Below are 23,880 nucleotides of genomic sequence, written 5' to 3'. Positions count from 1 at the left end.
CACATTAAAAAAAGAAACCCTGCCGATCAGACAGGGTTCCCATTGGATATGATTGGAAAAATCAAACTCCCTCCGCTACCACCTCTTTTACATCAGGTACCATGCGGGTCAGAAGATTTTCAATGCCCGCTTTCAATGTCAATGTAGAGGAAGGGCAGCCGCTGCAAGAGCCTTGCAACAACACTTTTACCACGCCGGACTCTTCATTGAAAGAATGGAAATTGATAGCGCCACCATCTGATTCAACCGCCGGCCGAACGTACTGATCAAGCGCGGCTTTAATTTTTTGAACTGTGTCAGAATCTCTTGAATCAACGATCAATGTATTTTTTTCAATCGTGGTTTCCTCAAAAACCGGGTGATTTTCTTCAAAATAGATCTTGATAAATTGCTTGGTATCACGAAGTACCTCTTCCCAGGCAATGGCATCATCCTTGGTGATGGTAATAAAATTGCTGGCGATGAATACTCGTTTGACGTGCGGAAACTGGAAAAGGTCCGATGCAAGCGGAGACGCACTGCCTTCCTGCAAAGCCGCTTCCAGCGACGGATAGTCAAATGAAAGACCGTCAGGTACCAATTCGAAGTTTAACACAAACTTCATTGAGTTGGGATTGGGACTTAATTCTGTATATACGAAAACGGGACGTGATAGCATCTTAATGGAAAATCAGTTTGATCGTTTGAAACTTACTCTTTTCGGAAACAAGTAAAGTTAACTTTTGGTTTGAACAACCCTCATTTATGGTACAATAAAAAACCCGTCGGACGATTCGTCTGACGGGTTCCTGAAATCTCTGTTACGAAAATTTCAATTACTTACTATGCTTCTGCCGTAGCAGCAGCTACAACCGCGATAGGCTCAATGTGTACAAAAGACTTGTTCTCACGAGTCTTACGGAATACGACATGACCTTCAACCAATGCAAACAAAGTATGGTCACGACCGATACCTACATTTTTGCCAGGATTGTGTTTTGTTCCGCGTTGACGAACCAAAATATTACCTGCTTTGGCATGCTGACCGCCGAATAATTTTACTCCAAGACGCTTGCTTTCTGATTCACGTCCGTTTCTTGAGCTACCTACACCTTTCTTATGTGCCATGATATCTTAACTATTAATTATAATTTCTTGATTAAACTGACATTGACTTTCCTGACGGATCGTCAAAAGGGAAAATGGTTAGGCAACGATTTCGTCGATGCTGATCTTAGTCAAATACTGGCGGTGGCCATTCTTGACCTTATAACCTTTACGTCTTTTCTTTTTGAAGACGATTACTTTTTCACCTTTAAGGTGTTCAAGGACAGTTGCTTTAACAGAAGCTCCTGCCACTGTTGGAAGACCTACCTGTACTGTGCCTGCGGTGTCAACCAGAAGGACTTTGTCAAACACAAGAGCAGCGTTCACGTCACCTTCAAGCCTATGCGTGAAGATTTCGAGACCCTTTTCAACCTTAAATTGCTGACCTGCGATTTCTACGATTGCGTACATGTTAATAAATTATGATAAACTGAATTCGAAAATGAGGTGCAAAGATAGAGACATAAATGCAGAATAACAATGCTTTAACTGCTAATATTCCGTCCAAACGAACAAGATTTTTTTACTTTTTTAGAAATAATGATACTGTTAAAGGGTAAGGTCACGTATAGTTGTCTTTCATGCGCGGTCCGGCAGTCCGGCGTTCCGCATTCCGATATTTTTGTGTCTGCTATAATTATTTGCCCTCAGATAGTTAAAGCAGGTCAAAATATTACCTTTATATATTATGTAGCCGTCATAACGTTTAGTCACTAATGGTTTATTGATTGTCTTAACAAACTTTAACAGTCTGGTTTGTTACTTTTATCCTTAGATCACGTCTAACCATAGAATGAGTACTAAAAACGAAAAAATGAAAATTTGTCTGTGGGTTTCGATGGTTTTGTGCGTGTTAATGGCTAGCCAAACATCCGTTAGCGGACAAAATTCGGGAGGTTATCAGATCGGCGATGCAGTCGCGAACTTCCGGTTGAAAAATACCGACGGAAATATGGTTTCCCTGGCTGATTTAAACAATGTGAAGGGTGTGATCGTGATCTTTACCAGCAATCATTGTCCTTTTGCAAAAGCCTATGAAGACAGGATCATTGCCCTGAACGGCAAGTTTGCCTCGCAGGGATTTCCCGTGATTGCCATCAACCCGAGTGACCCCGGAACGCATCAGGACGATACATTTGAAAAAATGAAAGAACGTGCTTCTGCCAAGAATTACGGCTACCCTTACCTGGTGGACGATTCCCAGCAAACAGCCAAAGCTTTTGGTGCAGCGCGCACGCCCCAGGCTTACGTACTTCAAAAAAGCGGTGCCAAATTTACTGTGCGGTACATTGGTATGATCGACGATAATCCACAGGACCCGGCAGGTGTGACCAAGCTTTATGCCGAGGAAGCCGTTGCGAACCTGATAGGGGGCAAGCCGGTCGTGACGACCATTACCAAGCCGGTGGGTTGCGCTATTAAATGGAAAAATTAGTAATTAATTGATTAAGAAATATTTATGACTAAACTTCTTACGCTCCTCGTTTTCGTTTCTTTTATATTGACCCAGGTTGCTTTCGCCCAGACCAAGAGTAAGAAATTCTCGAGTGAGGGTGAATTTACAAGTAACTGTGAAGGGCCGGCGGTGGATAGTGATGGGAATGTGTACGCTGTGAACTTTGCCCGGGATGGTACCATTGCCATTATGAACGGCAAAGGGAATGCCAGTTTTTTTATAACCCTTCCCAAAGGCAGTACGGGAAATGGTATTCGTTTTGCTGATAAAAACACTTTTTACGTAGCCGATTTTACAGGACATAATATTCTGAAAGTCAATTTGATCACAAAGGACGTCAGTGTTTTTGCGAATGAACCGAAGATGAACCAGCCCAATGACCTGGCTATTACTGCTACCGGTCATATTTTCTGTTCAGATCCTAACTGGAAAGATGGAACGGGTCGGATCTGGCATGTTTCTCCCGATGGCAGAACTCGCCTGGCAGCTGAAAATTTGGGTACTACCAATGGAATTGAAGTAAGCCCGGACGAGAAAAAGCTGTACGTTAATGAAAGCGTCCAGCGGAATGTATGGGTTTTTGACCTTGCTGCGGATGGAACATTGTCCAATAAAAAGCTTTTACATCAATTCGAAGACGGCGGAATGGATGGTATGCGCGTCGACATTCACGGCAATTTGTACATCGCCAGGCATGGAAAGGGAGAAGTCGCCGTACTTTCACCAGAAGGCAAAGTAATTCAGACTATTCAAACCATCGGCAAAAAAGTGTCCAACATCTGTTTTGGAGGACGCAACGGTAAGACGTGCTACATTACCCTGCAAGACAGAGGTTGTCTCGAAACTTTCAAAGCGAAAACAGCAGGGCGCGAATGGGCCATGATGAAGGCTTTTGAAGAAAACAGCAAAAAATAATTCCCCGCACATTTACTGAACCATTCAATTTTGATTTGAAGAAATGGTTTTGATTTAGTTACTTTGCAATTCAAAGTACTTTATCAAAACTGATAAGACATTGGAAAAATTAGTGCGTTATCTTCAAAACAATCAAAAAGTAGGGCTTCTCGCTTTTGTTTCCGGAGCTGCAATGATTTTGCTCGCACTCAGGATCGGTCTCCGGGATTGGAGTTTTATTTTTCTCGCCTGGAACTTGTTTCTGGCCTGGGTACCGTTGCTTTTTATCAAATGGGTCTGGGAACAGGAGGCAAGGCGTCAGGTCCCTTTCTGGCTACTCATGATTTATCTGGTGATCTGGCTGCTGTTTTTTCCTAATGCACCCTACATCATCACCGATCTCAAACATTTGAGGGGAGTACCGGAAAATATGATCTGGTTCGACTCGGTCATGATCTTTACATTCTCCGTGGCCGGCTTTCTGACAGGTCTTTACAGCATCCGCATTGTACACAGGATCATTACGCATCGGTGGAACCAAAGATTAGCCTGGGCTACCATCATCATTGCGATGTTTATGAGTGGCTTTGGGGTGTTCCTAGGACGTTACGGACGGTGGAATAGCTGGGACATCATCACACAGCCCGGGGCATTGGCGCGTGGTATTTTTGCCAGTCTGAGAGATCCATTGGCTATAAAACACACACTCACGTTTTCGTTCGTGCTGATGTTGTTGTACTTTGCGTTCCATATTTTCGCTGAACTGAAACAAAATGAACGGACCCATAAATATTCCTAAGGCGCTGCGCAGTTTCCGCTATGCCGGAGTGGGTATTTACAATTTGTTCCGCTTTGAGAACAACGCCCGCATTCACCTGATAGCCTGCATTGTGGTGGTCTTTGCAGGAATTTTTTTTCAAATATCCCCGGTTGAATGGTTATTGATCGTGATCCAGATCGCACTCGTACTGTCAGCAGAAGCATTCAACACGGCCATTGAGAAGCTTGCGGACCTGGTTTCGGCGGATTATCACCCGGTGATCAAAATCGTGAAGGATACTGCCGCGGCGGGTGTTTTGATACTGGCCGTTTCGGCTGTCATAGTAGGTGCGGTTATTTTTATTCCAAAGGTGCTGCTGCTCTTTTAACAATCTGGTAAGGACTTATTCCAAAACTGATTTATGAATTCTAATCAGGACTCTCTACATACATTGAATGAAATCCGCAACCTCATGGAGCGGTCTTCAAAATTTTTATCGCTCAGTGGGTTGAGCGGCGTTTTCGCAGGCATATTTGCACTCATAGGTGCGAGCGTTGCCTACGTGAGGTTTAAAACAGACTGGCTGGCTGATATTCTTATCCCTTTTGGCACCTACACAGGACATTCCAAGGATGGTATCATTCAATTTTTGCTAATCGATGGCCTGTGTGTCCTGGTTTTTTCCCTGGCCATCGGAATCGTCATGACCGTGCGCAAGGGAAAAAAACGTGATCTGACACTTTGGAATGGAAGCTCCAAGAGGCTTTTGGTGAGCATGCTGATCCCGCTGGCTACCGGTGGGATTTTTTGTATCGCCATGCTTTATTACGGCGTAATTTGGCTTGTTTTTCCGGTTACCCTCATTTTCTATGGACTTGCACTGGTGAATGCGAGCCGGTTTACGTATCCGGAAGTGTTTTTTCTGGGGCTATCTGAAATCGGCATTGGATGTATTGCATTGTTTCTGACAGGTTATTCGCTTCTTTTCTGGGCGTTGGGGTTTGGTGTGCTGCACATCATTTACGGGTTGACGATGTATAACCGTTACGATCGGGAGAAGCTTTCTGAGGGGAAAGCGGGTGCTAAAAGTATACTTGGTTTGATTTTTTTGATGGTATCAATTAACGGTTACGCGCAGATTCCGGGTGATACTACACTAAGCAAGGCGAAAAGATGGTACGATAAAGAAACTATCTATATGCGGGGCGGCAGTAGTTTCGTGAAAAACAATGTTATTTATACAGGGCAAAAGGCACTGCGCCGCGAGTTTATAATCTCGGAAGGTGGGTTGCAGCTTTATCTGAAGTCCAGGCGGACGAGAAGTATCGGCCTGGTTATTTCAGTGGCTGGTTCTGCGGGATCGGTCATTTCGCTGGTTTCAGGGAACCGGGATAATCTTAAAAAATTCTTTTGGGTGTCGGTAGGCACCGGTATCGTGTCATCCGTGCTGACAATGAAGGCGAATAACATGCGGGATCAGGCGGTGTGGTTGCGGAACCGCGATGCGATGCTCCTATTGGATGCCGATCTATAAATTTGGATTAAAGACCTGGCAACGGGGCTGGAATAATGGAATGGTTAGAAAAGTTTAATAAAGTTTTTGAAAGTAAGATCAGGCTCGGGTTAATGTCCGTGTTGGTGGTAAACGATTCCCTCAGTTTTAATGAATTGAAAGATCTTTTACAACTCACAGATGGTAACCTGGCTTCGCATTTAAAGGCACTCGAAGAAATAAAATACGTAGAATTTCAGAAGCAATTCCTGGGCAGAAAGCCCCTTACCATCTACAAAGCCACCGACGAAGGGCATAAGGCATTTACGGAGCATTTGCAGGTTCTCGAAAATATGATCCGGCAGAATCTGTAGCCAAGCTTGTTATCCTGAGCGAAATAGCTTGTCACAAAGGAGCGGACCGGGCCGCCGCGCAGTCGAAATGCAGTACGCACTTACATTTCGACCGCCCGGCGGCCCGGTCCGCTCAATGTGACAAAGCAGCCAATGTGACAAAGCGTCTAGTATGACCAGACGCTCATTTGATAATGTTAAAACTTAACTGGTACTGAGAAGCCAACTTTATCCCATTGGAAATCCAGGGAAGCATCGTTGGCTGTGAAGGTAAGTTTCTCCTGCGAAGTAGGATAAGTCTTGTTCGGAACGGTTACTTCCAGAACATTTTTGCTTTTATGTTCTTCGTACTTGTAAGCGCCCCATTGGCCTAGTTGGCTGTTCAGGATAATAGTCCATTCCTTTTCATTAGGAGTAGCAACCAGCGTATAAGTACCTGCTTTGATGGCCTTTCCACCAAATGTTGCGTCCTTTTTGAAGGTAATCTGAGTCGCGCTGTCCGCGCCGATACGCCATGGTTTGCCATAAGGTTCAAGGCTGCCGCTTCCCGCTTTTCCAAATAATACACGCCCTTTTTTCGATGGCTGTCCGTAACGGATGCTCATATCTTTACCTTTTGCAGTAACGTGAGGACTGTCTTGTGCGGATGCGAAAGTAAACGCGATAAGGGTCAGGAAAAGCGATAAAAATGTTGTTTTCATAAAAAGTAAGAATTTAGTAACTGGTTTTGGTGGTTAGAGAACTTAAATTTTAACGAAATACGCAAATCAAAAGTTGTGAACCAAGACCTAAACTTCCTGTTAACTTAGATTAACATAAGTAATGCTTGCAATCGTTGTTTTAGTGATTTCAAGCTATATTTGAGCGATGACTTCAGAAACAAACCCATCTGTACGGACCCGTTTTTTTGACACCAAAATTGAATTCCTGAAAGGAGTAGGGCCTCAAAAAGCCGCTTTACTGAATCAGGAACTAGGGATATTTACATTTGGAGACCTCATTCAGCATTATCCTTTCCGGCACGAGGACCGTACCGTTTTTCATAAGATCAATAGTCTCAATGAACAAATGCCTGCCGCCCAGATCCGGGGAAGGCTCAGGGAATGGACTACCGTTGGTGAGGGCCACAAAAAAAGACTGGTAGGCTATTTTACCGACGGTACCGGGTTGATCGAACTCGTGTGGTTCCAGAGCGTGGCCTGGTACGAAAAGAACCTGCGGGCCAATACGGAGTACATTGTATACGGTAAGCCGATTGCTTTTGGAGGGAGATGGAGTATTACGCATCCCGACATTGATCTGGTTACCGCTGAAAATGAGCACGCCGGATTCTGGAATCCCATTTACCCACTGACTGAAAAACTGCGTAAAAAATTTCTGGACAGCCGTGCGCTGAGCAAGATCATGAAGAGCCTGCTGGAAATTTCGCGGCCGTATATCAAAGAAACACTTCCTGAAAATCTGGTTCAGAAATACCGGCTGATTTCGAAAGCAGATGCCCTCTGGCACTTCCATTTACCCCAAAATCAGCAGGGGCTTCACCAATCGCAGCGTAGACTGAAATTTGAGGAGCTGTTTTATAACCAGTTCCGGCTGATTAAGAACAAGCTGCTGCATAAGACTGAATTTCCGGGGTTAGTGTTCACTAATGCGGCCCTGGTGAAAGAGTTTTATGACAAACACTTGCCATTTACGCTTACCAATGCGCAAATAAAAGTGCTGCACGAAATTCACGAAGACCTCAAAACCGGCAAGCAAATGAACCGGCTGCTGCAAGGCGACGTAGGTTCGGGAAAGACCATTGTAGCATTCATAGCAACACTTTTTGCGCTGGATAACGATGCGCAGGCCTGTTTAATGGCGCCCACCGAGATATTGACCGATCAGCATTACCAGGGATTAAAAAAGTTTGCTGATCTGCTCGGGGTTACCATTGGGAAACTCACAGGTTCTACCAAAAAGAAAGAGCGTGAGGTAATTCATAAACAACTGTTGGACGGTACATTAAACATCATTGTCGGCACGCATGCATTGATTGAAGACATTGTCCAGTTCAAGAATCTGGGACTTTGTATCATTGATGAACAACACAGGTTTGGGGTTGCTCAGCGTGCCAAATTATGGGCCAAAAACCCGCGAATCAGCCCGCATATGCTCGTGATGACCGCTACGCCCATTCCGCGAACGCTGGCCATGACATTGTATGGCGACCTGGATATTTCAGCGATCAATGAACTGCCCGCTGGACGAAAACCCATTAAAACAGTGCACCGCTATGACGCGCACCGGCTATCTGTTTTCGGTTTTTTGAGAGATGAAATTACCAAAGGACGACAGATTTACATGGTATACCCACTGATCGAAGAATCCGAAAAAATGGATCTCAAAGACCTTATGGACGGTTACGAAAGCGTTTCGCGCTCTTTTCCCGACGTTCCATTGAGCATTCTGCATGGTAAAATGAAGTCGGCAGACAAGGAGTATGAAATGGGGCGTTTTGTACGGGGAGAAACCAAAATTATGGTCGCTACCACGGTGATAGAAGTTGGTGTGAACGTGCCCAATGCTTCTGTAATGGTCATTGAAAATGCCGAACGATTCGGATTGTCGCAATTACACCAGTTGCGGGGCAGGGTAGGACGGGGAGCGGAGCAGTCTTACTGTATCCTCATCACCGATTACAAGATCAGCAAGGATACCAAATTGCGCATTGAAACCATGTGCCGGACCAATGATGGTTTCGAAATAGCAGAAGTAGATTTACAATTGAGGGGGCCGGGAGATATATCAGGAACGCAGCAAAGCGGTCTGGTCGATCTTTTGGTGGCGAACCTTGCGCTCGATGGTGAAATATTAAAAGCGGCAAGACAATCGGCGGAAGCCATTTTGACGGAAGACCCCGATTTGCTCCAGTCTGTCAATCAGCCCATACTCGCTCATTTGGAGAATTTACGCAAGGAAGAAACAAACTGGAGCAGGATCAGCTAGGGTTAGGGAGCGATCTCTCTGATCTCACCCGAAAAATCAAATGTCTGCGGGCGCGTTACATGTAGGGCTGCACCCAGGGATGTTGCGTACGGGAGATCTGTCGCATACACTTTGTGATTAGGATATCTGCGGGCGATGAGCCTGGTGAAAATCTCATTTCTGGCAAACCCACCGTCAATGTAAATCGCCTGAACATCATTCACACCTACCAGATCAAGCGAAACGAAAAGTAACTCTGTCAAACCTTTGATAAGGTGGTGATATGCCGCTTCGGCTGAGCTGAAAGCACTGATCTGCCATTCCTGTGTGTTGGCTTCCGGGAAAGGCCCGTTGCCGGTCATGCAGGCTGTGTAAAATGGTGGTGTATCCGCTGTCAGAAAAGCATCATTGAATGCTACTCCCTTGTAAAATTCACTGTCAACGCGGAAGTACTCAGCAATGCGCGCTAGCTGAAAATCGTGCTCACGGCCCAGGAACAAACGCGACGCAGTAACCCCGCTTCCTTCCGGCGTCAGGTAGTTCATGCAGTCACGTTCCAGCTGATAAGAAGTGAGCGGCTTGGAGGCGAATGAGTTGAAATTGATACACCAGGTACCGGTTGATAGCAGCACAAAAGGTTTCTTGACGGCCATTCGATATGGAATGAGCGCGGAAGAACTGTCATGCAGCCCGAATCCTGATTGAATGCCTTTGTCTTCGTGACGATAAATGAATGAAGACGATGCCAGTACCGGCGCCAGTTTTTTATGAATTCCTTCCGCTTTTACCCACTCGTGGTAATCCCACATTTCGAAGCTCCATAATGCGGTATGGCAGCCCAGGGATGTATAATCGCTTACTTTTCTGCCGGTAAGCAGGTAAAGGATGTATTGGGGTAAATGCAGGGTAGTAACGATCTGCTTGTAAATATCCGGCCTGGTATATTTCAGCCAGTACAGCTGCATGCCGGAGTTCAGCATACCCATGTTTGGCGAGCCTGTTTGAAGCGAAATTCGGGTAGGATCTCCGTAGGTGCTGTAAAACTGTTTGGATAAGTCCTCAGGAAATGGTTTCAGGTAAGAATAAAGGGGCGTGAGTGGCTTGTTGGCAGCATCCAGGTGAACCAGACTTGCACCATACCCTGCTACATTGACGGCCTTAATGTCATATTTCGGATTCTTAAGCAATGCATGCCACCGGTCCTGGACCCAATTGGTCAACAGTTCGCAATCTTCGCTCGGAAAACCATCCTCGTCCGTGGTCTCAGGAAGTGCTTCGGAGAATTCTTCCAAGATCTGATACTTTTCGTCAAAAAGTACATACTTTTTATTGGTCCTGCCAATGTCAAAAACCGCTGTTACTTTCATTATTTGAATGCGATATCACTTTTTTACCCGGAAATGTATTTTTGCGGTCAATATAGTGACTTTACGTTAAAACCTATACCCTTATTCGTTCTTTTAAAATGTTTGTAAAAGCAGTGCAGAGCAGGATAGCTTTACACCGTTTTTTCCAGTATCGGTTTCAAAACCTTTACCCAGCGCTTGTACCCTTCACCATTCATATGAAGGCTGTCGCCGAGGAAAATGCTACCATCCGGACGACCGTTTTTGAGCATCACAGGCCACACATCAATGTACCCATGTTTCTTGTCGGTTTTGATATAATCCTGAATCAATTTATTCGCTTTAATGACCTCATCTTTTCTCGCCCAGCGCGAAGGTGAGGGTTTTAGAGACATGCCGTATAACTGTACATCGGGTTGTTTCTGGCGGATCTGCTTCACCAATGTTACATATGCGTCCCTTACCTGCTCAGGAGTTTTGGGTTTGGAGCCGAACATATCGTTTTCACAATAGATGACGACCGTTTTGGGCTTATATTTAGTAACGGTGCGATCGGCGTAATAAATCACTTCGGGTAATGTGGAGCCGCCGAAGCCGCGGTTAATGATCGGCAGCGGCGCAAGGTCTTCGGCAGCTGACTGCCATTTGGTGAAAGAAGAACTTCCCGTAAAAACGATACCGCCCGGCGCAGGCATTTTTTCGGCATCCTGTTTTTCATAAGCTACAATGGTGCCCTCGGACCGGTCGAGCTTGTAATCCGGCTCCCACGGAGCTGCCACGTTGTTATTAGTAGGTTTGTGGCAGGCATGAAGCCCAACGATGCAGAGAACCAGGAAATATTTTTTCATTCTAACAAAAAAGTGGATATGCCATAAGAAGGTATATCCACTCTATTTTTAATGTAAAAACCGCAATTATTTCACCAAAACAACATTTAATCAATCCTTAAAAAAATACCTCAGGCCCAGTCCCACACTAGGAAAAGTAATGGACGGATTAAATCCGTAAGTGAAGCTATTCTTAATCAGATCATCTGAATCGGGTAATTTGACTGTGTTTTCCAAGGTGTATTTTGCCGAGAAAGGCTGCGAAAATCCAAGGCTGCCAAGCAGCCACCATCTCTCGTTCAATTTGTAGTATGCGCCTGCGTCAAGCCCGAGTGACAAGAAAATTGAGTTCTGTTTTACCTCATATATTTCCGCTACTGTTCCATCCGATTGAACATTGGTGGTTTTGCCGTAGGTGTAATTCAGGTTTACCTGGGGGCCTCCATAAATGCCAAACTTATCACTGAAATGCTTATAGTATTGCCAGAAATGACCCACTCCCACGCCTATTCCATTGATACCCTCAACGATTAGCGGGGCGCGGGTAGGGTTGACAGACCTCTTGCCACCAGTTAAAGAAGTGCTCAAATTCCAACCGGAAGCGCGGGTATTCGTTTTGAATTTTCCTAAACCGATATCAATGTTATATCCGTAACTGTTTGAAGATGGATTGTCCTTGGGATTAGTGCTGCCTAATCCGACAGATAAGGAACCGGAAATAAATCGTTTGCCATCCATCTGGGCAAAAACAGCGCTATTTGAGATTACGAGTATAAGAAGAGTAAATAAAAATATCTTTTTCATGACCAGGTTCATTTAGGTTGTAGGTACCACGACGCGCGAATCCCAAAATATTGAGAAATACTGGATGTGATGCCCGTATTAAAATTGAAGGTGTTATCGTCATTAAAATGTGTGTAACTGAGATTTAGAGAGAGTACATTGATATCCGACTCCAAAGAAAAGCGTGGCGTCACCCAGAAAGACACGCCAGGATTCACGTAGATCCCTCCCGAATAGCCATTCTCGAAAATTTTATTGTCAGCATCGAAATTCTTAGATCTCAAATAAGCAAGATTGACCGCTGAATGAAGATAAATAGCCCACTTTGGACTCAGCGATTTATAATGCCGTAGATATGGCGCGAGGTTAATTGCCATCATATTGTAACCTGAATTAAAATCCCCGCTCGGATTATTGTTTTTATTTCGGGCCCGGGTCAGCGAAGGGCTTAGCCTAAACCCGAACATTTTATTGTCGCCGATAAACCACCCGGCCTGTACAGAAGGTGTAACATTCAGCACATTTCCTTTCCACTCCGCACCTTGCGGATATTCATACTTATTATGATCGCCGTTCCCGGTAATAGTGGCTCCCCAGTATCGGGTACCTTTTTGAAGTTGGGCATTAACTGAGCCTGCCAGGCAGATTCCTCCCAGCAAGACCAATAGAAAAAGTTTTTTCATGACCGTTGTTTTTTGTTATGAAAAGCAAGATAATGATGTTTATGTAACCGTAGAATTATTTAGCTTTATTTAACAAAAAGTATAAAAAAAGAGGCAGCCCGAATAGGACTGCCTCTAAGAATTACCGATACCAAATTTAACCTAACAATCTTGACGGCTGTCAGCCGATATATCTTAAAATACCCCCTGCCAGTTCCCCTGGCGATAGTATTGTAAAAGTCTTTGTTGCATCAAGAAATCGTATTTCGCCTGGATCGCATTACCCTGGGCTTTGGCGAGATTAGCCTTAGCTAGTGAATATTCATAAGAGTTTGCGATCCCTGCATTCATTTTGCTTTCTATGACTGCGAATGCAGCGGTGAGCGATTCTACCTGGCCTGTTGCAGAAGCATATCTGTCCGCCATGGTCTGCAAGTTGAGGACAGCCAGCTCGATGCCTTGTCTTAAAATCTGATTGGTCACATCGAGTGTATTCTGCGCCTGACGTTCCTGTACTTTGGCCAGTTCCACCCTCGGCTTGGTTAGCCAGCGGCCCATGATGGGGATATTCAGGTTCAATTGTAATGAGCCGTTACGGGTCGCATTCAATTGGTTGAAATAATCCAGGTTCTTGTTACTGGTAGCGTAAAAAGCACCCATTCCGCCACTCAGGTTTAAGGAAGGATAATTGAGTGCTTTAATGGATTTGACCTGATAAGAGAAACTTTGGCGGTATAATTCAGCACTGCGTATCTCCGGAAAACTCTTTTGTGCGTCTTCGTATATATCAATAGCGTTAGCAGCAGTGAGAGTGGAATCTCTCGGAGCAAGTGCTTCGAACTCCACCTGATCGTCGGGTGTAATATTCATCCTTTGAAAAAGTGCCAGACGGGCAGTACGGTAATTATTCAGGGCTGTTACCTGGCTGAATTTATCATTGGCCAGCTGCGCTTTGATTTCATAAAGCAAGTTGGCTCCCACTGTTCCGGCATTCACTTGTTTGGAGATCCTGTCGACCTGAGTGAGCGACGATTCTACCTGGTCTGTCCAGGATTCGTACAGTGCTTTTGTAGCCAATACATTCACGTACCCCTGCATCAGCAATACCGTTTGTGCATTTAATACTGCAGTACGATTTTCCTCGGCAGATTCTTTCAATAGTACTCCCTGTCTGATCTGGTTCTGTACTCTGAAACCTTGAAAAATGGGCGTCTGAAGGTTAAGCCCAATAGAGTTATTGCCGTAAACCTGGTCTATATACGCATTGGTGTATTGGTCGATACTCCGGCCAATGTTAACGCTCTGGCTTGCCCCAAGTGAGATCTGCGGAAGCATCTGGGATCTGGTTTGCCTCAATTGCGCCTGTGCAGCTTCCGCTTGCAGGTTACTCTGCTGATAAATGAGGTTGTTCTTGGCAAGAAGGCTCACACATTCTGAAAGGCTCAGGGTTGCCTGTGCTTTGGCGAGAAATGGTGAAAGGCAAAAAAGTAATAAAAAACGTTTCATGGCTAATAGATCATTATGATTATGTTAGGCTAACCATCCGTCCTTTAACCGAACCACCCGGTTTCCATAACCGGCGTTTAGTTCTGAATGGGTTACCTGGACTATGGTGACTTTGTCTTCCTGGTTCAATTTTTGGAACAGTTCCATGATTTCAATGGCTTGTTCCGAATGCAGGTTACCTGTTGGTTCATCTGCGAAAATTACTTTTGGATTGTGAACGATCGCTCTGGCAACCCCTACTAACTGCTGCTGGCCTCCGGAAAGCTGGTGCGGGAAGAGATCCTTTTTCGCTACCATGTTGAATCGGTCCAGAAGCTCCGCTACCCTGCTTTTACGCTCCGATCCCGAAGTACCTTTGTAAAGCAATGGTGTTTCAATGTTTTCATAAACCGTTAGTTCGTCGATCAGATGATAGGCCTGGAACACGAAACCAATGTGGTGACGGTGCAACTCGGTCCTTTTTTTCTCGGTTAATTTCTGAACCGGCTCATCCAGGAAAAGATATTCTCCTTCCGATGGTTCTTCGAGTAATCCGAGGATATGCAAGAGGGTGGATTTGCCAGAACCCGATGGCCCCATGATCGATACAAACTCACCTTCTTTAATATGTAAATCAATGTGGCGCAAAACGTAAGTCTTGCCAAAACCTGCCGGGTAATACTTTGATATCTTTTCTAACTTAATCATAAAAATTTTTGGGTTTGAGATTTCAGGTATAATTACAGACAAGCTATTTCAAAAGCAAATGCCTATACCGGCGTCTCTTATGCCAATCCTATTTTAAAAAGCCTTGCCAGAACATTAAGTCATTGATATACAAATTTTTAAGTTTTATTCTAAAAGTTCAATCGTCCGAAATCGTACAAAATGTGTACGGTATCGAACGATGGGAAATGGCCATATTTCGAGTACTTTTAAAGGCCTATTCGGATCGTAGCGAGCGCACCGGATCGAGCATTGCGGCTCTTATTCCCTGGGATGAAACCGTTGCCAGTGCGATCAAAATCGACAGTAAACCGGGAATGATCAGGAGCGTCGGAGCGACGGTGATGCGGTAAGCAAAACCTTCCAGCCAGAGGTTGGCCAGGTAGTAGCCAGCCGGACAAGCTAATACAATGGCGAGGAAGATCAGTTTGATAAAATCTTTTGAAAACAGGGCTGCTATATGAAATACTGTGGCGCCCAGCACCACGCGTATGCCGGTTTCACGCTTGCGTTGCGCCGTTGCGAGGTGAGCCAAACCAAATAATCCCATGCAGCAGATCAGTACTGAAAGTGCTGTGGCATAATTGATTATTTTTTGCCAGCGCCGCTCCTGTCCGTACTCCTTCGCATTGTAGTCGTCAAGGAACTCATAAGCAAATGCAGCGTCGGGGAGGATCTTTTTAAATGCTTTTTCCAGAAGTGTCAATGCCTTTTTTTGGTTTTTTGAATTGATTTTAACCCACATTTCACCTCCGCCATGCTGCTCGCTCATGACCATGATCATCGGCCTGATGCGCTCTTTTAATGAGCTGTAATGGAAGTCTTCCATGACGCCGACAATGGTGAATTTACCATTTCCAAAATAGGACTCAGGTGTCAATTCTTTTCCAATCGGGTTGCCCAGGTTAGCAGCTTTGACAAATGCTTCATTGACAAGGACCGAATGTGCCTTATCAGAAGGATAGTTTGTCGAAAAATTCCTGCCTTCCTTTATGCCGATTTCAAGCATGGAAAGGTAATGCTGATCAATGCTCCGGTAGTTGCTGAGGATGTTGAGGTGGTTAACATTCGTTTCACGAAAGCCGAATTCGCCGATCAATGACATTTGGCTGATGAGGGAATGATTACTGAGCTCACTCCTGAATTGCGAATTGATCTGATGGGTGTCTCTCACACCCGAAATGTTGATTTTGACGATCATTTCAGGGTTATATCCCAAATCCTTCGACTGAATGAAGTGCATTTGTTTGTAAAAAACCAATGTCGCGATCCCGAGCAAAATGGCAATCACAAATTGAAACACTACCAGCCCGCGACCAAGGATGTTTTGTCCGGAAAGTCTCGCTTTTTGATACAAAACCTGCACCGGACTCAAACCTGAAAGCAGATAGGCCGGATAAAGGCCGGATGCTAATGTATTGAAAATCAATATGCCGAATATCCACATTAACACTTGCGGATAGATCAGCTGATGCCAGGTTATCTGTTTGCCTGCCAATTGGTTAAAGACTGGTAGCAACGCCAAAGTAAGTGCTGTCGCCAGAATCAATGTGAAAAAACAAAGTATGGCCGATTCTCCCAAAAATTGGAACAGTATCTGAATCTGGCTGCTTCCGGTCGATTTTCGAATGCCTACTTCCTTCGCTCTTTTCAGTGAACCTCCTATGTTGATATTGATAAAATTGACGCTGGCCATTAACAAAATGAAGGTGGCAATCCCCAGAAAAATATAGGAGTACACTGGTTTGCTTCCATTGATCACGCCGGATTCGCGGTTTTGGTTTGATACTTCCTGTGGGTTAAGATGAATGTCGGTAACTTTTTGCAACCCATAAGCAACTTTCCGCTCGGTGCCGGTCGCTTTCAGGTGCGCCGCCAGTTGATCTTTTGCATGGATCTGATGGATCTGATTGAATTTTTTAACAACGGCCGCTGGATCGGCTTTTGGATCTAAAACTACAAATGTGCCCAGGTAGGCATTCAGCCAGCTCGTGTCGTCAAATGACAACTGCATAAAGCTGAACGGAAACAGCACGTCGAATTGAATGGAAGAGTTGGCCGGCGGATCCCGTACCACTGCGCTGATCACCAATGGTTTCCCCAGCCGCATTGCCGAAGGATCAGCGTCCATTTGCAAAATCCTGCCTACGACATCCGTACGGTTAAAGAATTTGAGCGCCGTCTTTTCCGTCACCACTACGGAATTGTCGTTTTTAAGAGCCGAATGCTTGTCGCCGGTTTGTATTTTGAAACTAAATACATCGAAGAACGAATCATCCACAAAAAGCAGTCTGAGTTTAAACGCTTTGTCCCCAGCCCGCACGTCCCCGTGAATGTCACCGCCCATGATGCGGGTATAGGCGCGTATTTCGGGGACCTGCGCGTGAAATGCAGGCCCTTGTACCTGGCCGGTTCCACCCGTCGTGACGATTTTGCCCTCGTTCAGAAAAGTCGTTGTGATGCGATAGAGATTGGGGCTCTGGCTGTGAAAATTGTCAAAACCCAGCTCGTCTGTGATGAAAAGAGCAGCCAGCAAAACGCAGATCGTACCCAGCGCAAGACTGATCACATTCATGCACGAATACAGCCTGGTCTGCCACAAATGGCGACCGGCAATTTTCAGAAAAGTTTTGAACATAGGGATCAGGAATGGACTTCCATTTTGTAGCCAACGCCGTGAATGGCGGTAATTTTTACATAAGGGTCATTCGCAAGCATTTTTCTGAGTCGTGAGACAAACACGTCAATGCTTCTGCCCACGGTCACCCCTTCATCCTCCCAGACCGATTTCAGGATCGTATCGCGTTCGAGAATTTGGTTGGTATGCCGTGCAAAAAGACTAAGCAGCTTTGTTTCACGGAAAGTCAGCTGCTGAACAAAGTCGCCGGAAACCAATGTCTGATTTTGAATGTCAAGGTAAGATTTGCTGAATTCCAGCTTCGGTGAAATTAAGGCGTCAGGCACTTGTTCGGCGATTTTCTTTGGCCGCGACTTATTCCATGCGATCAGGCCGAGCCCTGCAAGTGCGCCTCCGAGTGACAGCATGAACCAGTTCTGTCCACCGGTTTTTGCTTCCTGTTTTTGTGGAATGAAAGATACCTGTAACTGGTAACATTGTCCTTCGTGCGCACGGTCCTGGCAGGCAACGCCACCTTTCTGATTGAGTTCCAGAAAATTATAGCCAAGCTGTAATTCGCCCTTGTCACAATCCAGTACCGTTACATTGTACCCGGAGATAATATCTTGCATTTGAAGAGATTCCTGTAAAAGGCCGGGCAGTTTGGCATAGTCAAGCACATGTTCCATACGAATTGAAAAGGTATTGGCATCCAATTGTTTCACCGGCGGAATGGTAGATACCGTATCTCCGTTGGCGATCAGCAAATGATGGGCAGTACGCCTCAATGCCAGATTTGCTTTCTCTGCGAAACGTACCGATTCATTATTAGCAACCGACGGGGCGATCCAAAAATGCGCCGCCGCAAACAGAAAACACAAATTTCTGAGGATAGTATTGAAACCGCGTGTTTCTGATTGGATCATTTGAAACAATGTAAATGTAGATGCTGCCAAACAAATTTATCGAAATGGTGAGTGCTTTTCAGCAACCGTCGCCTTTTTTATTCCCGGTAAAGAACCAATTGAACTGCGGTACCAGCTGCAAACGGGAAACCGGGATCACCCTGCGTCCGACCGGGTCGTTTTTGTCGGCCGGCTCAATAATAATTTCGTCTCCGGCTCTTGCGAATTTCAGAATGTCAGCGAATTGGTATTGGAGCATCGCGTAGTGAGAGGCGTATGTGTCGGCGTCTACTATTTTACCGGCTCTTTGCAGGTACACCTTGAAAGGGACATTGGTCTTGACCATTGCCTGCGGGTTACCTCTTACCAGGGAAACAACACCTCTGTTAACAAGAGAAAGCTGCGAAAACTCGACTGCCACGCCGTTCAAAAGGACAGAATGGTAAGGATACTTTTCAGTAACCTCCCGGGGTAGTGCCTCGGATGCTGACAACGAAAGAACCAGGGCTAGGGCCGGGAAAATCCTCCTGAGTTTGTTTTGTATCATGACATTGATTTTTGGGGAAATGATGAACTATTCCAAAAGTATGAATACTACCCAAAACGCCGGTAAAAGGCCTGTAAAACATTGTAAATGAAATGTAAAAGATTGATTTTGATTGGTTAAGGTCTTCAAATGTTACAGTAGCAACAATTTGTATTAATTTTTAATTAAAGCAGAACATAATGGCACATCAATCGTGTTACCCTTCTGAACACCACAATTACTGATTTGAAAACAGTATCCTCCAAAGATCCCTACGCTGCACTCCGCTACTCAGATTTCAGGTTTTTTATATCCAATACATTTCTTTTTTCGGCCACGATCCTCATTCAGGAGGTGATTGTTGGCTACGAATTGTATAAAATGACGCACGATCCGCTCGCGCTTGGGCTGATCGGTCTGGCGGAGGTGATACCATTCATTATTACGTCCATTTTCGGAGGCTACATTGCTGACCAGAAGAATAAGATTTCCATTATGCACATTAGTCTGGTGGTCATTTTATTAGGCTCAGTAATCCTTTACACCGCATTTCAGCCGGTGATTTACAATGCGCTCACCCAATCACAGCACCTGCTCGTGATCTATTCGGTTTTTGCATTGATCGGTTTTGCCAAAGGGTTTTATTCTCCGGCTTCCAGTTCTTTAAAACCTTTTCTGGTACCACGAGCGATTTATCATAATTCCTCGACGTGGAGCAGTTCATTCTGGCAGGCCGGATCGATCACCGGGCCAGCATTAGCCGGGTTTTTATATGCTTTTTTTGGGTTGAGAAACACATTACTGGTGGTTATTGTCAGTTTTGCCATCTGCTGGATATTGCTGGGAATGATCAAAACACAGCCTGAATTCCCCAAGATTTCTACGCCGATATTGGAAAGTTTGAAGGAAGGTTTCCGGTTTGTATTCAAAACCCGGATTGTACTCTACGCCATTTCACTGGACCTTTTTTCTGTGCTTTTTGGCGGGGTAGTGGCGCTTTTACCGGTTTTTGCAGAGGATATTTTGAAGGTAGGACCGGAAGGATTGGGTTTATTGCGGGCCGCGCCCTCGATCGGTTCATTACTGACGATGTTCGCGATGGCATATTATCCGCCGACCCATAATGCGTGGCGTAATATGCTGATCGCGGTGGCTGGTTTTGGAGTTTTTACGATAATTTTTGCTGTTTCAACCAGTTTTCTGCTATCCTGCGGAGCATTGTTTGCGACGGGCGTTTTCGATAGCGTGAGTGTCATTGTTCGGCAGACTATCCTCCAAATTTACCCTCCCGACGAGATGCGCGGACGTGTTGCCGCTGTGAACGGAATGTTCGTCAGTTCTTCCAACGAGCTTGGCGCTTTTGAATCGGGTGTAATGGCAAAAGCTTTTGGTACTGTGCCTTCTGTGATTATGGGAGGCATTTTTACGATCGTGGTTGTCAGTGTTATTTATCTGAGATCGAAGGATTTGTTTTCAGTGCGACTGAGTTGATAGCGTAATCTTGATAGATTGATTAAATTTGAGCAATTGGTTATTTTTGTCTCCTTAAATACCTGATCATGTATATCTATAAAAATATCATAAGCATTGATGAAGGCAAGCGGAGCGGCAAACCCTGCATCCGTGAAATGCGGATAACTGTTGAAGATGTTTTACTATGGTTGGCATCCGGAATGTCTTTTGATGAAATCATTCTGGATTTCCCAGAATTCACACAAGAAGACATTATGACCGCGCTGGAATTTTCTGCGAACCAGCAGAAACGGATTTTTTATGATGTAGCTGCATGAAGCTATTGATTGATATTTTCAGGATTAAGAGTTAATTAGTTATTTTCGTTTTAAGTCACTTACACATTCACTTCTCTAAAAATGATATCTGTTCAAAAAAAATCAGCCGATTCGCAAAAACTGAGCGAGATTCAGATCAGTTTACTGCGCCTCTTTGATCAGGGAATTAGCGAAAGTGAAACGATTGAGGTCAGAAAGATGCTGATGGATTATTTCGATCAGGGACTTAGGAATGAATTAGATGAGGTATTAAGTAAAAAGAAATACACCGATCAGGATTATCGTAAAATGCTTACAGACGATAATTTCATGAGTAAATGATGCGTGTTGTAATAGACACAAATTGTCTTAGAGCTTCAATTCCACCAAAAAGTCCGTTTTATCAATTATATCTCGATTTCATATCGGGAAAGTTTCAATGGTACGTCAGCAATGAAATCTTGTTGGAATACGATGAAATTTTGGCTTCAACCTACTCTTCAAAAACTGCACAATTCATCCTGCATCAACTCGCCGTTGCTCCTAATGTAGTATTTTCAGAACCTGCTTTTAAGTGGAATCTGGTACTCAATGATCCTGACGACAATAAATTTTCTGATCTGGCGCTAAGCTCAAATGCCGATTACCTTGTCACTAATGATAAGGATTTCGATGTTTTCAAGACCCTACCATTTCCTAAACTGTTAATAATTGATCTCGAATCATTTCTGAGGAAATTAAGTGAGGTCGAATAAAAACTACCTCAATCACTCTTCAAACTCGTCACCGGATTCATCAAAGCAGCCTTATAAGTTTGAAGACATACCAGCGCTGTGATCAGGATGGCGAATGCAATAATGATTTCTGCGAAGGTTGTCCAGCCGATATCAATTCGATATGCGTAGGTTTGGAGCCATTTTTTCATGGTGAAACAGGCCAGCGGAAAAGCTACTGCGACGGCGAAAACCATCACCAGCATGAATTCTTTCAGGAAAAGGGCAACTACGCTAATACCCGAAGCTCCCAATACTTTCCGAATCCCTACTTCCCGCGTCCTGCGCGCGACATTCAGGGACACCATTCCGAGAATCCCCAAAAGCACGATCACGATTGAAAGTGCAGTCGCTGCCTGAGAGGCCTTTTTCAGCAGCATTTCGGATTGGTAAAGCTTTTGAAGCGTTTCATCCATAAACGAGAATTCAAATGGCGCATCCGGCATCAGCTCTCTCCATTTACTTTCAATTGCTGCCATAGACTCCCCCAGATTGGACGACTCGACTCGAAATGACAGATAGCGGTAAGAATTCGTCTCATGAATGTGTACGAATGCCAAAGGTTTGATCGCCTGATGCATGGATTCGAAATGAAAATTTCCGGCAACACCTGCAATGGTCAGCGCATTGGGGGAATTGTGAACCCGGACTTGCTGGCCGACTGCTTCCGAAGCATTCGCATATCCCAACGCTTTGATCGCGGCCTCATTCAAAACGATCCTGTCAGATTGATATGTGCTATTTTCCTTTTGAAGAAAATCACCAGCCAGCATCTTGATTCTATAGGTATCTGCATAGTTTTCGTCCGTTCCCAAAAACAGCGTGTGGATGGCCTGGGCAGAATCCTGGCCTGGCTTATATACACCAAAATGCCCACCATTGTTACCATTCGGGATCTCGTAGGAGAGGCTCGTCTCGCTTATTTCTTTCATTCCCGATAATTCATCCCTGATCGATTCCATTTTCGCCAGCCCCGTCGGAGTCCAGTCGCGGGGAACGCCTACTGAAATGAGCGATTCTTTTTGATAACCCAGGTCTTTATTGAAAAAATAATTCACCTGTCTGGTCACGATGGCCGCACCTGCAAAAACGAATAGGGCAATGCTGAACTGCGAACTGATTAGCAATCTCCGGAAGTAAACATTCTCACGAACCGATTTCAATTTTCCTTTCATGGAATCGATGGACGGAATGGAAGATAACACAAAAGCCGGATAGATTCCCGCTAGTAACCCGGTTAGTAGTGCGCAGATCAACGGGATCAGGAGGGAGTAGGGGAATAATGTTAGTACGGAATCAATGGGTTTGCCGAGCAGATCTGCGAAAAATGGCCTGAACAACTCGTAAAAGCCAATTGACAGAAACATGGCGAGTAATGCTAGAAGAAAAGACTCTGCCAGAAATTGTCCGATCAACTGCCTTTTCAGACTCCCCAGCACCTTCCTTACCCCGATTTCCTTTAATCTGGATGACGAATTTCCGATGGAGATATTAATAAAATTGACAATCGCCATTAGCAGGATAAATGCAGTAATGCCCGAAAGCGTCAGGATCATTTTATTAACCAAACCATTATTCGCTTCCCGGTAGTAGATTTTTAATGGCGTGAGGTAAACCTGCAAATTGGCCCGCATTGCCTCGCTGGCATTCGTGCGCATGATCTGCTCAATTGGTTTTTCCAGATCTTGAACGGCCACGCCATCGCGGAGTTCCAGAAAAGTAACCATATAAGGAAATCCCCAGCTATCCTCGAACCCTTTCCGACCTTCCAGGCTGCTGAATGGGATGAAGATCTCCGCCTGATTAGGTAGCAAATGCGTGACAGAATTATTGGATAAATCCTTCAAAACGGCCGTAATCTGGTATTCCTGCTTGCCGCCCATGAAGTTATTCAATGTCAATGTCTGGCCAATGACGTCTGTTTTACCAAAATATTTAATGGCTTTGTTTTCTGTGATCGCAATGGTATTGGGCGCGTTCATGGCAGTACGAGCGTCGCCGTGCAGCAGCGGAAATCCGTACATGCTTAGGAATGTGGAATCACCTGTTTGCACATCTTCGCGAAAATGTTTGTCGCCTTTGGAAACTGCAACGGTAATGCCGTCGTAGCGATAATAATTGGCGACAAGATTGGGATAATCCTGTTTCAACGTCTTGCCGAGCGGTCCCAGCGTAGCAATGTCGACACCCATATCGGGGTTTTTCCACTTGCTGCGAATGATCACCTGGTTACCTGCATTACGCAGATCCCGGTTTACATTCAGCTCACCAGAAACATAGCTCACCATCAGGAAAGTGAAAGTCATTCCGACGGAAAGCCCGAAAATAGTGACCAGCGCATAAAATTTACGTTTCAGCAAATTCCGCGAGGCGATTTTGAAGTAGTTTTTCAGCATGCCATAAAACTAGCCAAAAATCGCAATGCTAATTTGGCCAGGCATGCTGTTTAACTA

25 protein-coding genes are annotated in these 23,880 nt (G+C 44.9%); 11 read left to right on the top strand and 14 right to left on the bottom strand.

Features of this window, described 5'->3' with window-relative positions:
* Positions 1–61: 61 nt before the first annotated feature.
* The 3 genes from ABIO93_RS31930 to rplU all read right to left on the bottom strand — a co-directional run bounded on the left by ABIO93_RS31930 (position 62) and on the right by rplU (position 1,497).
* The gene (locus tag ABIO93_RS31930) at positions 62–658 is read right to left on the bottom strand and encodes a NifU family protein (protein ID WP_348074103.1); all 597 of its coding nucleotides are present in this window, start codon (positions 656–658) and stop codon (positions 62–64) included.
* A gap of 164 nt (positions 659–822) precedes the next feature.
* Entirely contained in the window at positions 823–1,107 is a 285-nt protein-coding gene (gene rpmA / locus ABIO93_RS31925) for a 50S ribosomal protein L27 (protein ID WP_348074102.1), read from the bottom strand.
* A 78-nt stretch (positions 1,108–1,185) separates the two neighbouring features.
* Positions 1,186–1,497 (bottom strand): 50S ribosomal protein L21, encoded by a 312-nt coding sequence (gene rplU / locus ABIO93_RS31920; RefSeq protein ID WP_026632321.1) that lies wholly within the window; start codon positions 1,495–1,497, stop codon positions 1,186–1,188.
* Positions 1,498–1,900: 403 nt separating this feature from the next.
* On the opposite strand from rplU, the gene ABIO93_RS31915 reads away from it, so the two are divergent.
* The 6 genes from ABIO93_RS31915 to ABIO93_RS31890 all read left to right on the top strand — a co-directional run bounded on the left by ABIO93_RS31915 (position 1,901) and on the right by ABIO93_RS31890 (position 6,062).
* Positions 1,901–2,521, top strand: coding sequence for a thioredoxin family protein (locus tag ABIO93_RS31915; RefSeq protein WP_348074101.1), 621 nt, complete (start codon positions 1,901–1,903; stop codon positions 2,519–2,521).
* 24 nt (positions 2,522–2,545) lie between these two features.
* Complete coding sequence (locus tag ABIO93_RS31910) at positions 2,546–3,457, top strand: SMP-30/gluconolactonase/LRE family protein (RefSeq protein WP_348074100.1); 912 nt, start codon at positions 2,546–2,548, stop codon at positions 3,455–3,457.
* A gap of 100 nt (positions 3,458–3,557) precedes the next feature.
* Positions 3,558–4,235 (top strand): DUF1361 domain-containing protein, encoded by a 678-nt coding sequence (locus ABIO93_RS31905; RefSeq protein ID WP_348074099.1) that lies wholly within the window; start codon positions 3,558–3,560, stop codon positions 4,233–4,235.
* Positions 4,210–4,584, top strand: coding sequence for a diacylglycerol kinase family protein (locus ABIO93_RS31900; RefSeq protein ID WP_348074098.1), 375 nt, complete (start codon positions 4,210–4,212; stop codon positions 4,582–4,584). Before ABIO93_RS31905 ends, ABIO93_RS31900 begins: the two co-directional genes overlap by 26 nt.
* Positions 4,585–4,617: 33 nt before the next feature.
* Positions 4,618–5,730, top strand: coding sequence for a hypothetical protein (locus ABIO93_RS31895; RefSeq protein WP_348074097.1), 1,113 nt, complete (start codon positions 4,618–4,620; stop codon positions 5,728–5,730).
* A 35-nt stretch (positions 5,731–5,765) separates the two neighbouring features.
* Positions 5,766–6,062, top strand: coding sequence for a transcriptional regulator (locus ABIO93_RS31890; protein ID WP_244820975.1), 297 nt, complete (start codon positions 5,766–5,768; stop codon positions 6,060–6,062).
* A gap of 176 nt (positions 6,063–6,238) precedes the next feature.
* Here ABIO93_RS31890 and ABIO93_RS31885 read toward each other — a convergent pair whose 3' ends face one another.
* The gene (locus ABIO93_RS31885) at positions 6,239–6,742 is read right to left on the bottom strand and encodes a DUF2911 domain-containing protein (RefSeq protein ID WP_348074096.1); all 504 of its coding nucleotides are present in this window, start codon (positions 6,740–6,742) and stop codon (positions 6,239–6,241) included.
* A 166-nt stretch (positions 6,743–6,908) separates the two neighbouring features.
* Between ABIO93_RS31885 and recG the strand changes: the two genes are divergently transcribed.
* Positions 6,909–9,029: an ATP-dependent DNA helicase RecG gene (recG, locus tag ABIO93_RS31880; protein ID WP_348074095.1), complete on the top strand. Its 2,121-nt coding sequence runs from the start codon at positions 6,909–6,911 to the stop codon at positions 9,027–9,029.
* Between the two features lie 2 nt (positions 9,030–9,031).
* On the opposite strand, the gene ABIO93_RS31875 is transcribed toward recG, so the two are convergent.
* The 9 genes from ABIO93_RS31875 to ABIO93_RS31835 all read right to left on the bottom strand — a co-directional run bounded on the left by ABIO93_RS31875 (position 9,032) and on the right by ABIO93_RS31835 (position 18,906).
* A complete protein-coding gene (locus ABIO93_RS31875; RefSeq protein ID WP_348074094.1) occupies positions 9,032–10,375 on the bottom strand; it encodes an FGGY family carbohydrate kinase in 1,344 nt (447 codons plus the stop codon).
* Between the two features lie 131 nt (positions 10,376–10,506).
* Entirely contained in the window at positions 10,507–11,202 is a 696-nt protein-coding gene (locus tag ABIO93_RS31870) for a GDSL-type esterase/lipase family protein (RefSeq protein WP_348074093.1), read from the bottom strand.
* A gap of 90 nt (positions 11,203–11,292) precedes the next feature.
* Positions 11,293–11,985, bottom strand: coding sequence for a hypothetical protein (locus ABIO93_RS31865; RefSeq protein ID WP_348074092.1), 693 nt, complete (start codon positions 11,983–11,985; stop codon positions 11,293–11,295).
* A gap of 8 nt (positions 11,986–11,993) precedes the next feature.
* Positions 11,994–12,647 carry a hypothetical protein gene (locus ABIO93_RS31860; protein WP_348074091.1) on the bottom strand — a complete coding sequence of 218 codons (654 nt, stop codon included), beginning with the start codon at positions 12,645–12,647 and terminating at the stop codon, positions 11,994–11,996.
* A gap of 174 nt (positions 12,648–12,821) precedes the next feature.
* Positions 12,822–14,132, bottom strand: coding sequence for a TolC family protein (locus ABIO93_RS31855; protein WP_348074090.1), 1,311 nt, complete (start codon positions 14,130–14,132; stop codon positions 12,822–12,824).
* Positions 14,133–14,156: 24 nt separating this feature from the next.
* Positions 14,157–14,819, bottom strand: a complete 663-nt coding sequence (locus ABIO93_RS31850) for an ABC transporter ATP-binding protein (RefSeq protein WP_348074089.1) — start codon at positions 14,817–14,819, stop codon at positions 14,157–14,159.
* Between the two features lie 235 nt (positions 14,820–15,054).
* Positions 15,055–17,475 carry an ABC transporter permease gene (locus tag ABIO93_RS31845; RefSeq protein ID WP_348074088.1) on the bottom strand — a complete coding sequence of 807 codons (2,421 nt, stop codon included), beginning with the start codon at positions 17,473–17,475 and terminating at the stop codon, positions 15,055–15,057.
* 5 nt (positions 17,476–17,480) lie between these two features.
* Positions 17,481–18,380, bottom strand: coding sequence for a winged helix-turn-helix domain-containing protein (locus ABIO93_RS31840; protein ID WP_348074087.1), 900 nt, complete (start codon positions 18,378–18,380; stop codon positions 17,481–17,483).
* A gap of 58 nt (positions 18,381–18,438) precedes the next feature.
* Positions 18,439–18,906, bottom strand: coding sequence for a hypothetical protein (locus tag ABIO93_RS31835; protein WP_348074086.1), 468 nt, complete (start codon positions 18,904–18,906; stop codon positions 18,439–18,441).
* A gap of 225 nt (positions 18,907–19,131) precedes the next feature.
* Here ABIO93_RS31835 and ABIO93_RS31830 point away from each other — a divergent pair, with 225 nt between their 5' ends.
* The 4 genes from ABIO93_RS31830 to ABIO93_RS31815 all read left to right on the top strand — a co-directional run bounded on the left by ABIO93_RS31830 (position 19,132) and on the right by ABIO93_RS31815 (position 21,409).
* Positions 19,132–20,376, top strand: a complete 1,245-nt coding sequence (locus ABIO93_RS31830) for an MFS transporter (RefSeq protein ID WP_348074085.1) — start codon at positions 19,132–19,134, stop codon at positions 20,374–20,376.
* A gap of 68 nt (positions 20,377–20,444) precedes the next feature.
* Positions 20,445–20,675, top strand: coding sequence for a DUF433 domain-containing protein (locus ABIO93_RS31825; RefSeq protein WP_348074084.1), 231 nt, complete (start codon positions 20,445–20,447; stop codon positions 20,673–20,675).
* An 81-nt stretch (positions 20,676–20,756) separates the two neighbouring features.
* On the top strand, positions 20,757–20,996 hold the full coding sequence (locus ABIO93_RS31820; protein WP_348074083.1) for a hypothetical protein: 240 nt from the start codon (positions 20,757–20,759) through the stop codon (positions 20,994–20,996).
* Positions 20,993–21,409: a putative toxin-antitoxin system toxin component, PIN family gene (locus ABIO93_RS31815; RefSeq protein ID WP_348074082.1), complete on the top strand. Its 417-nt coding sequence runs from the start codon at positions 20,993–20,995 to the stop codon at positions 21,407–21,409. The genes ABIO93_RS31820 and ABIO93_RS31815 overlap by 4 nt, the downstream gene beginning before the upstream one ends.
* 8 nt (positions 21,410–21,417) lie before the next feature.
* Here the strand turns inward: ABIO93_RS31815 and ABIO93_RS31810 are convergent, their stop codons facing one another.
* Positions 21,418–23,823, bottom strand: a complete 2,406-nt coding sequence (locus tag ABIO93_RS31810) for an ABC transporter permease (RefSeq protein WP_348074081.1) — start codon at positions 23,821–23,823, stop codon at positions 21,418–21,420.
* Positions 23,824–23,880 lie beyond the last annotated feature (57 nt).

The organism is Dyadobacter sp., from assembly GCF_039919315.1.
Classification (GTDB): domain Bacteria; phylum Bacteroidota; class Bacteroidia; order Cytophagales; family Spirosomataceae; genus Dyadobacter.
The sequence above is the reverse complement of the archived record's forward strand: the minus strand, read 5'-3'. Positions and strand labels throughout refer to the sequence as shown.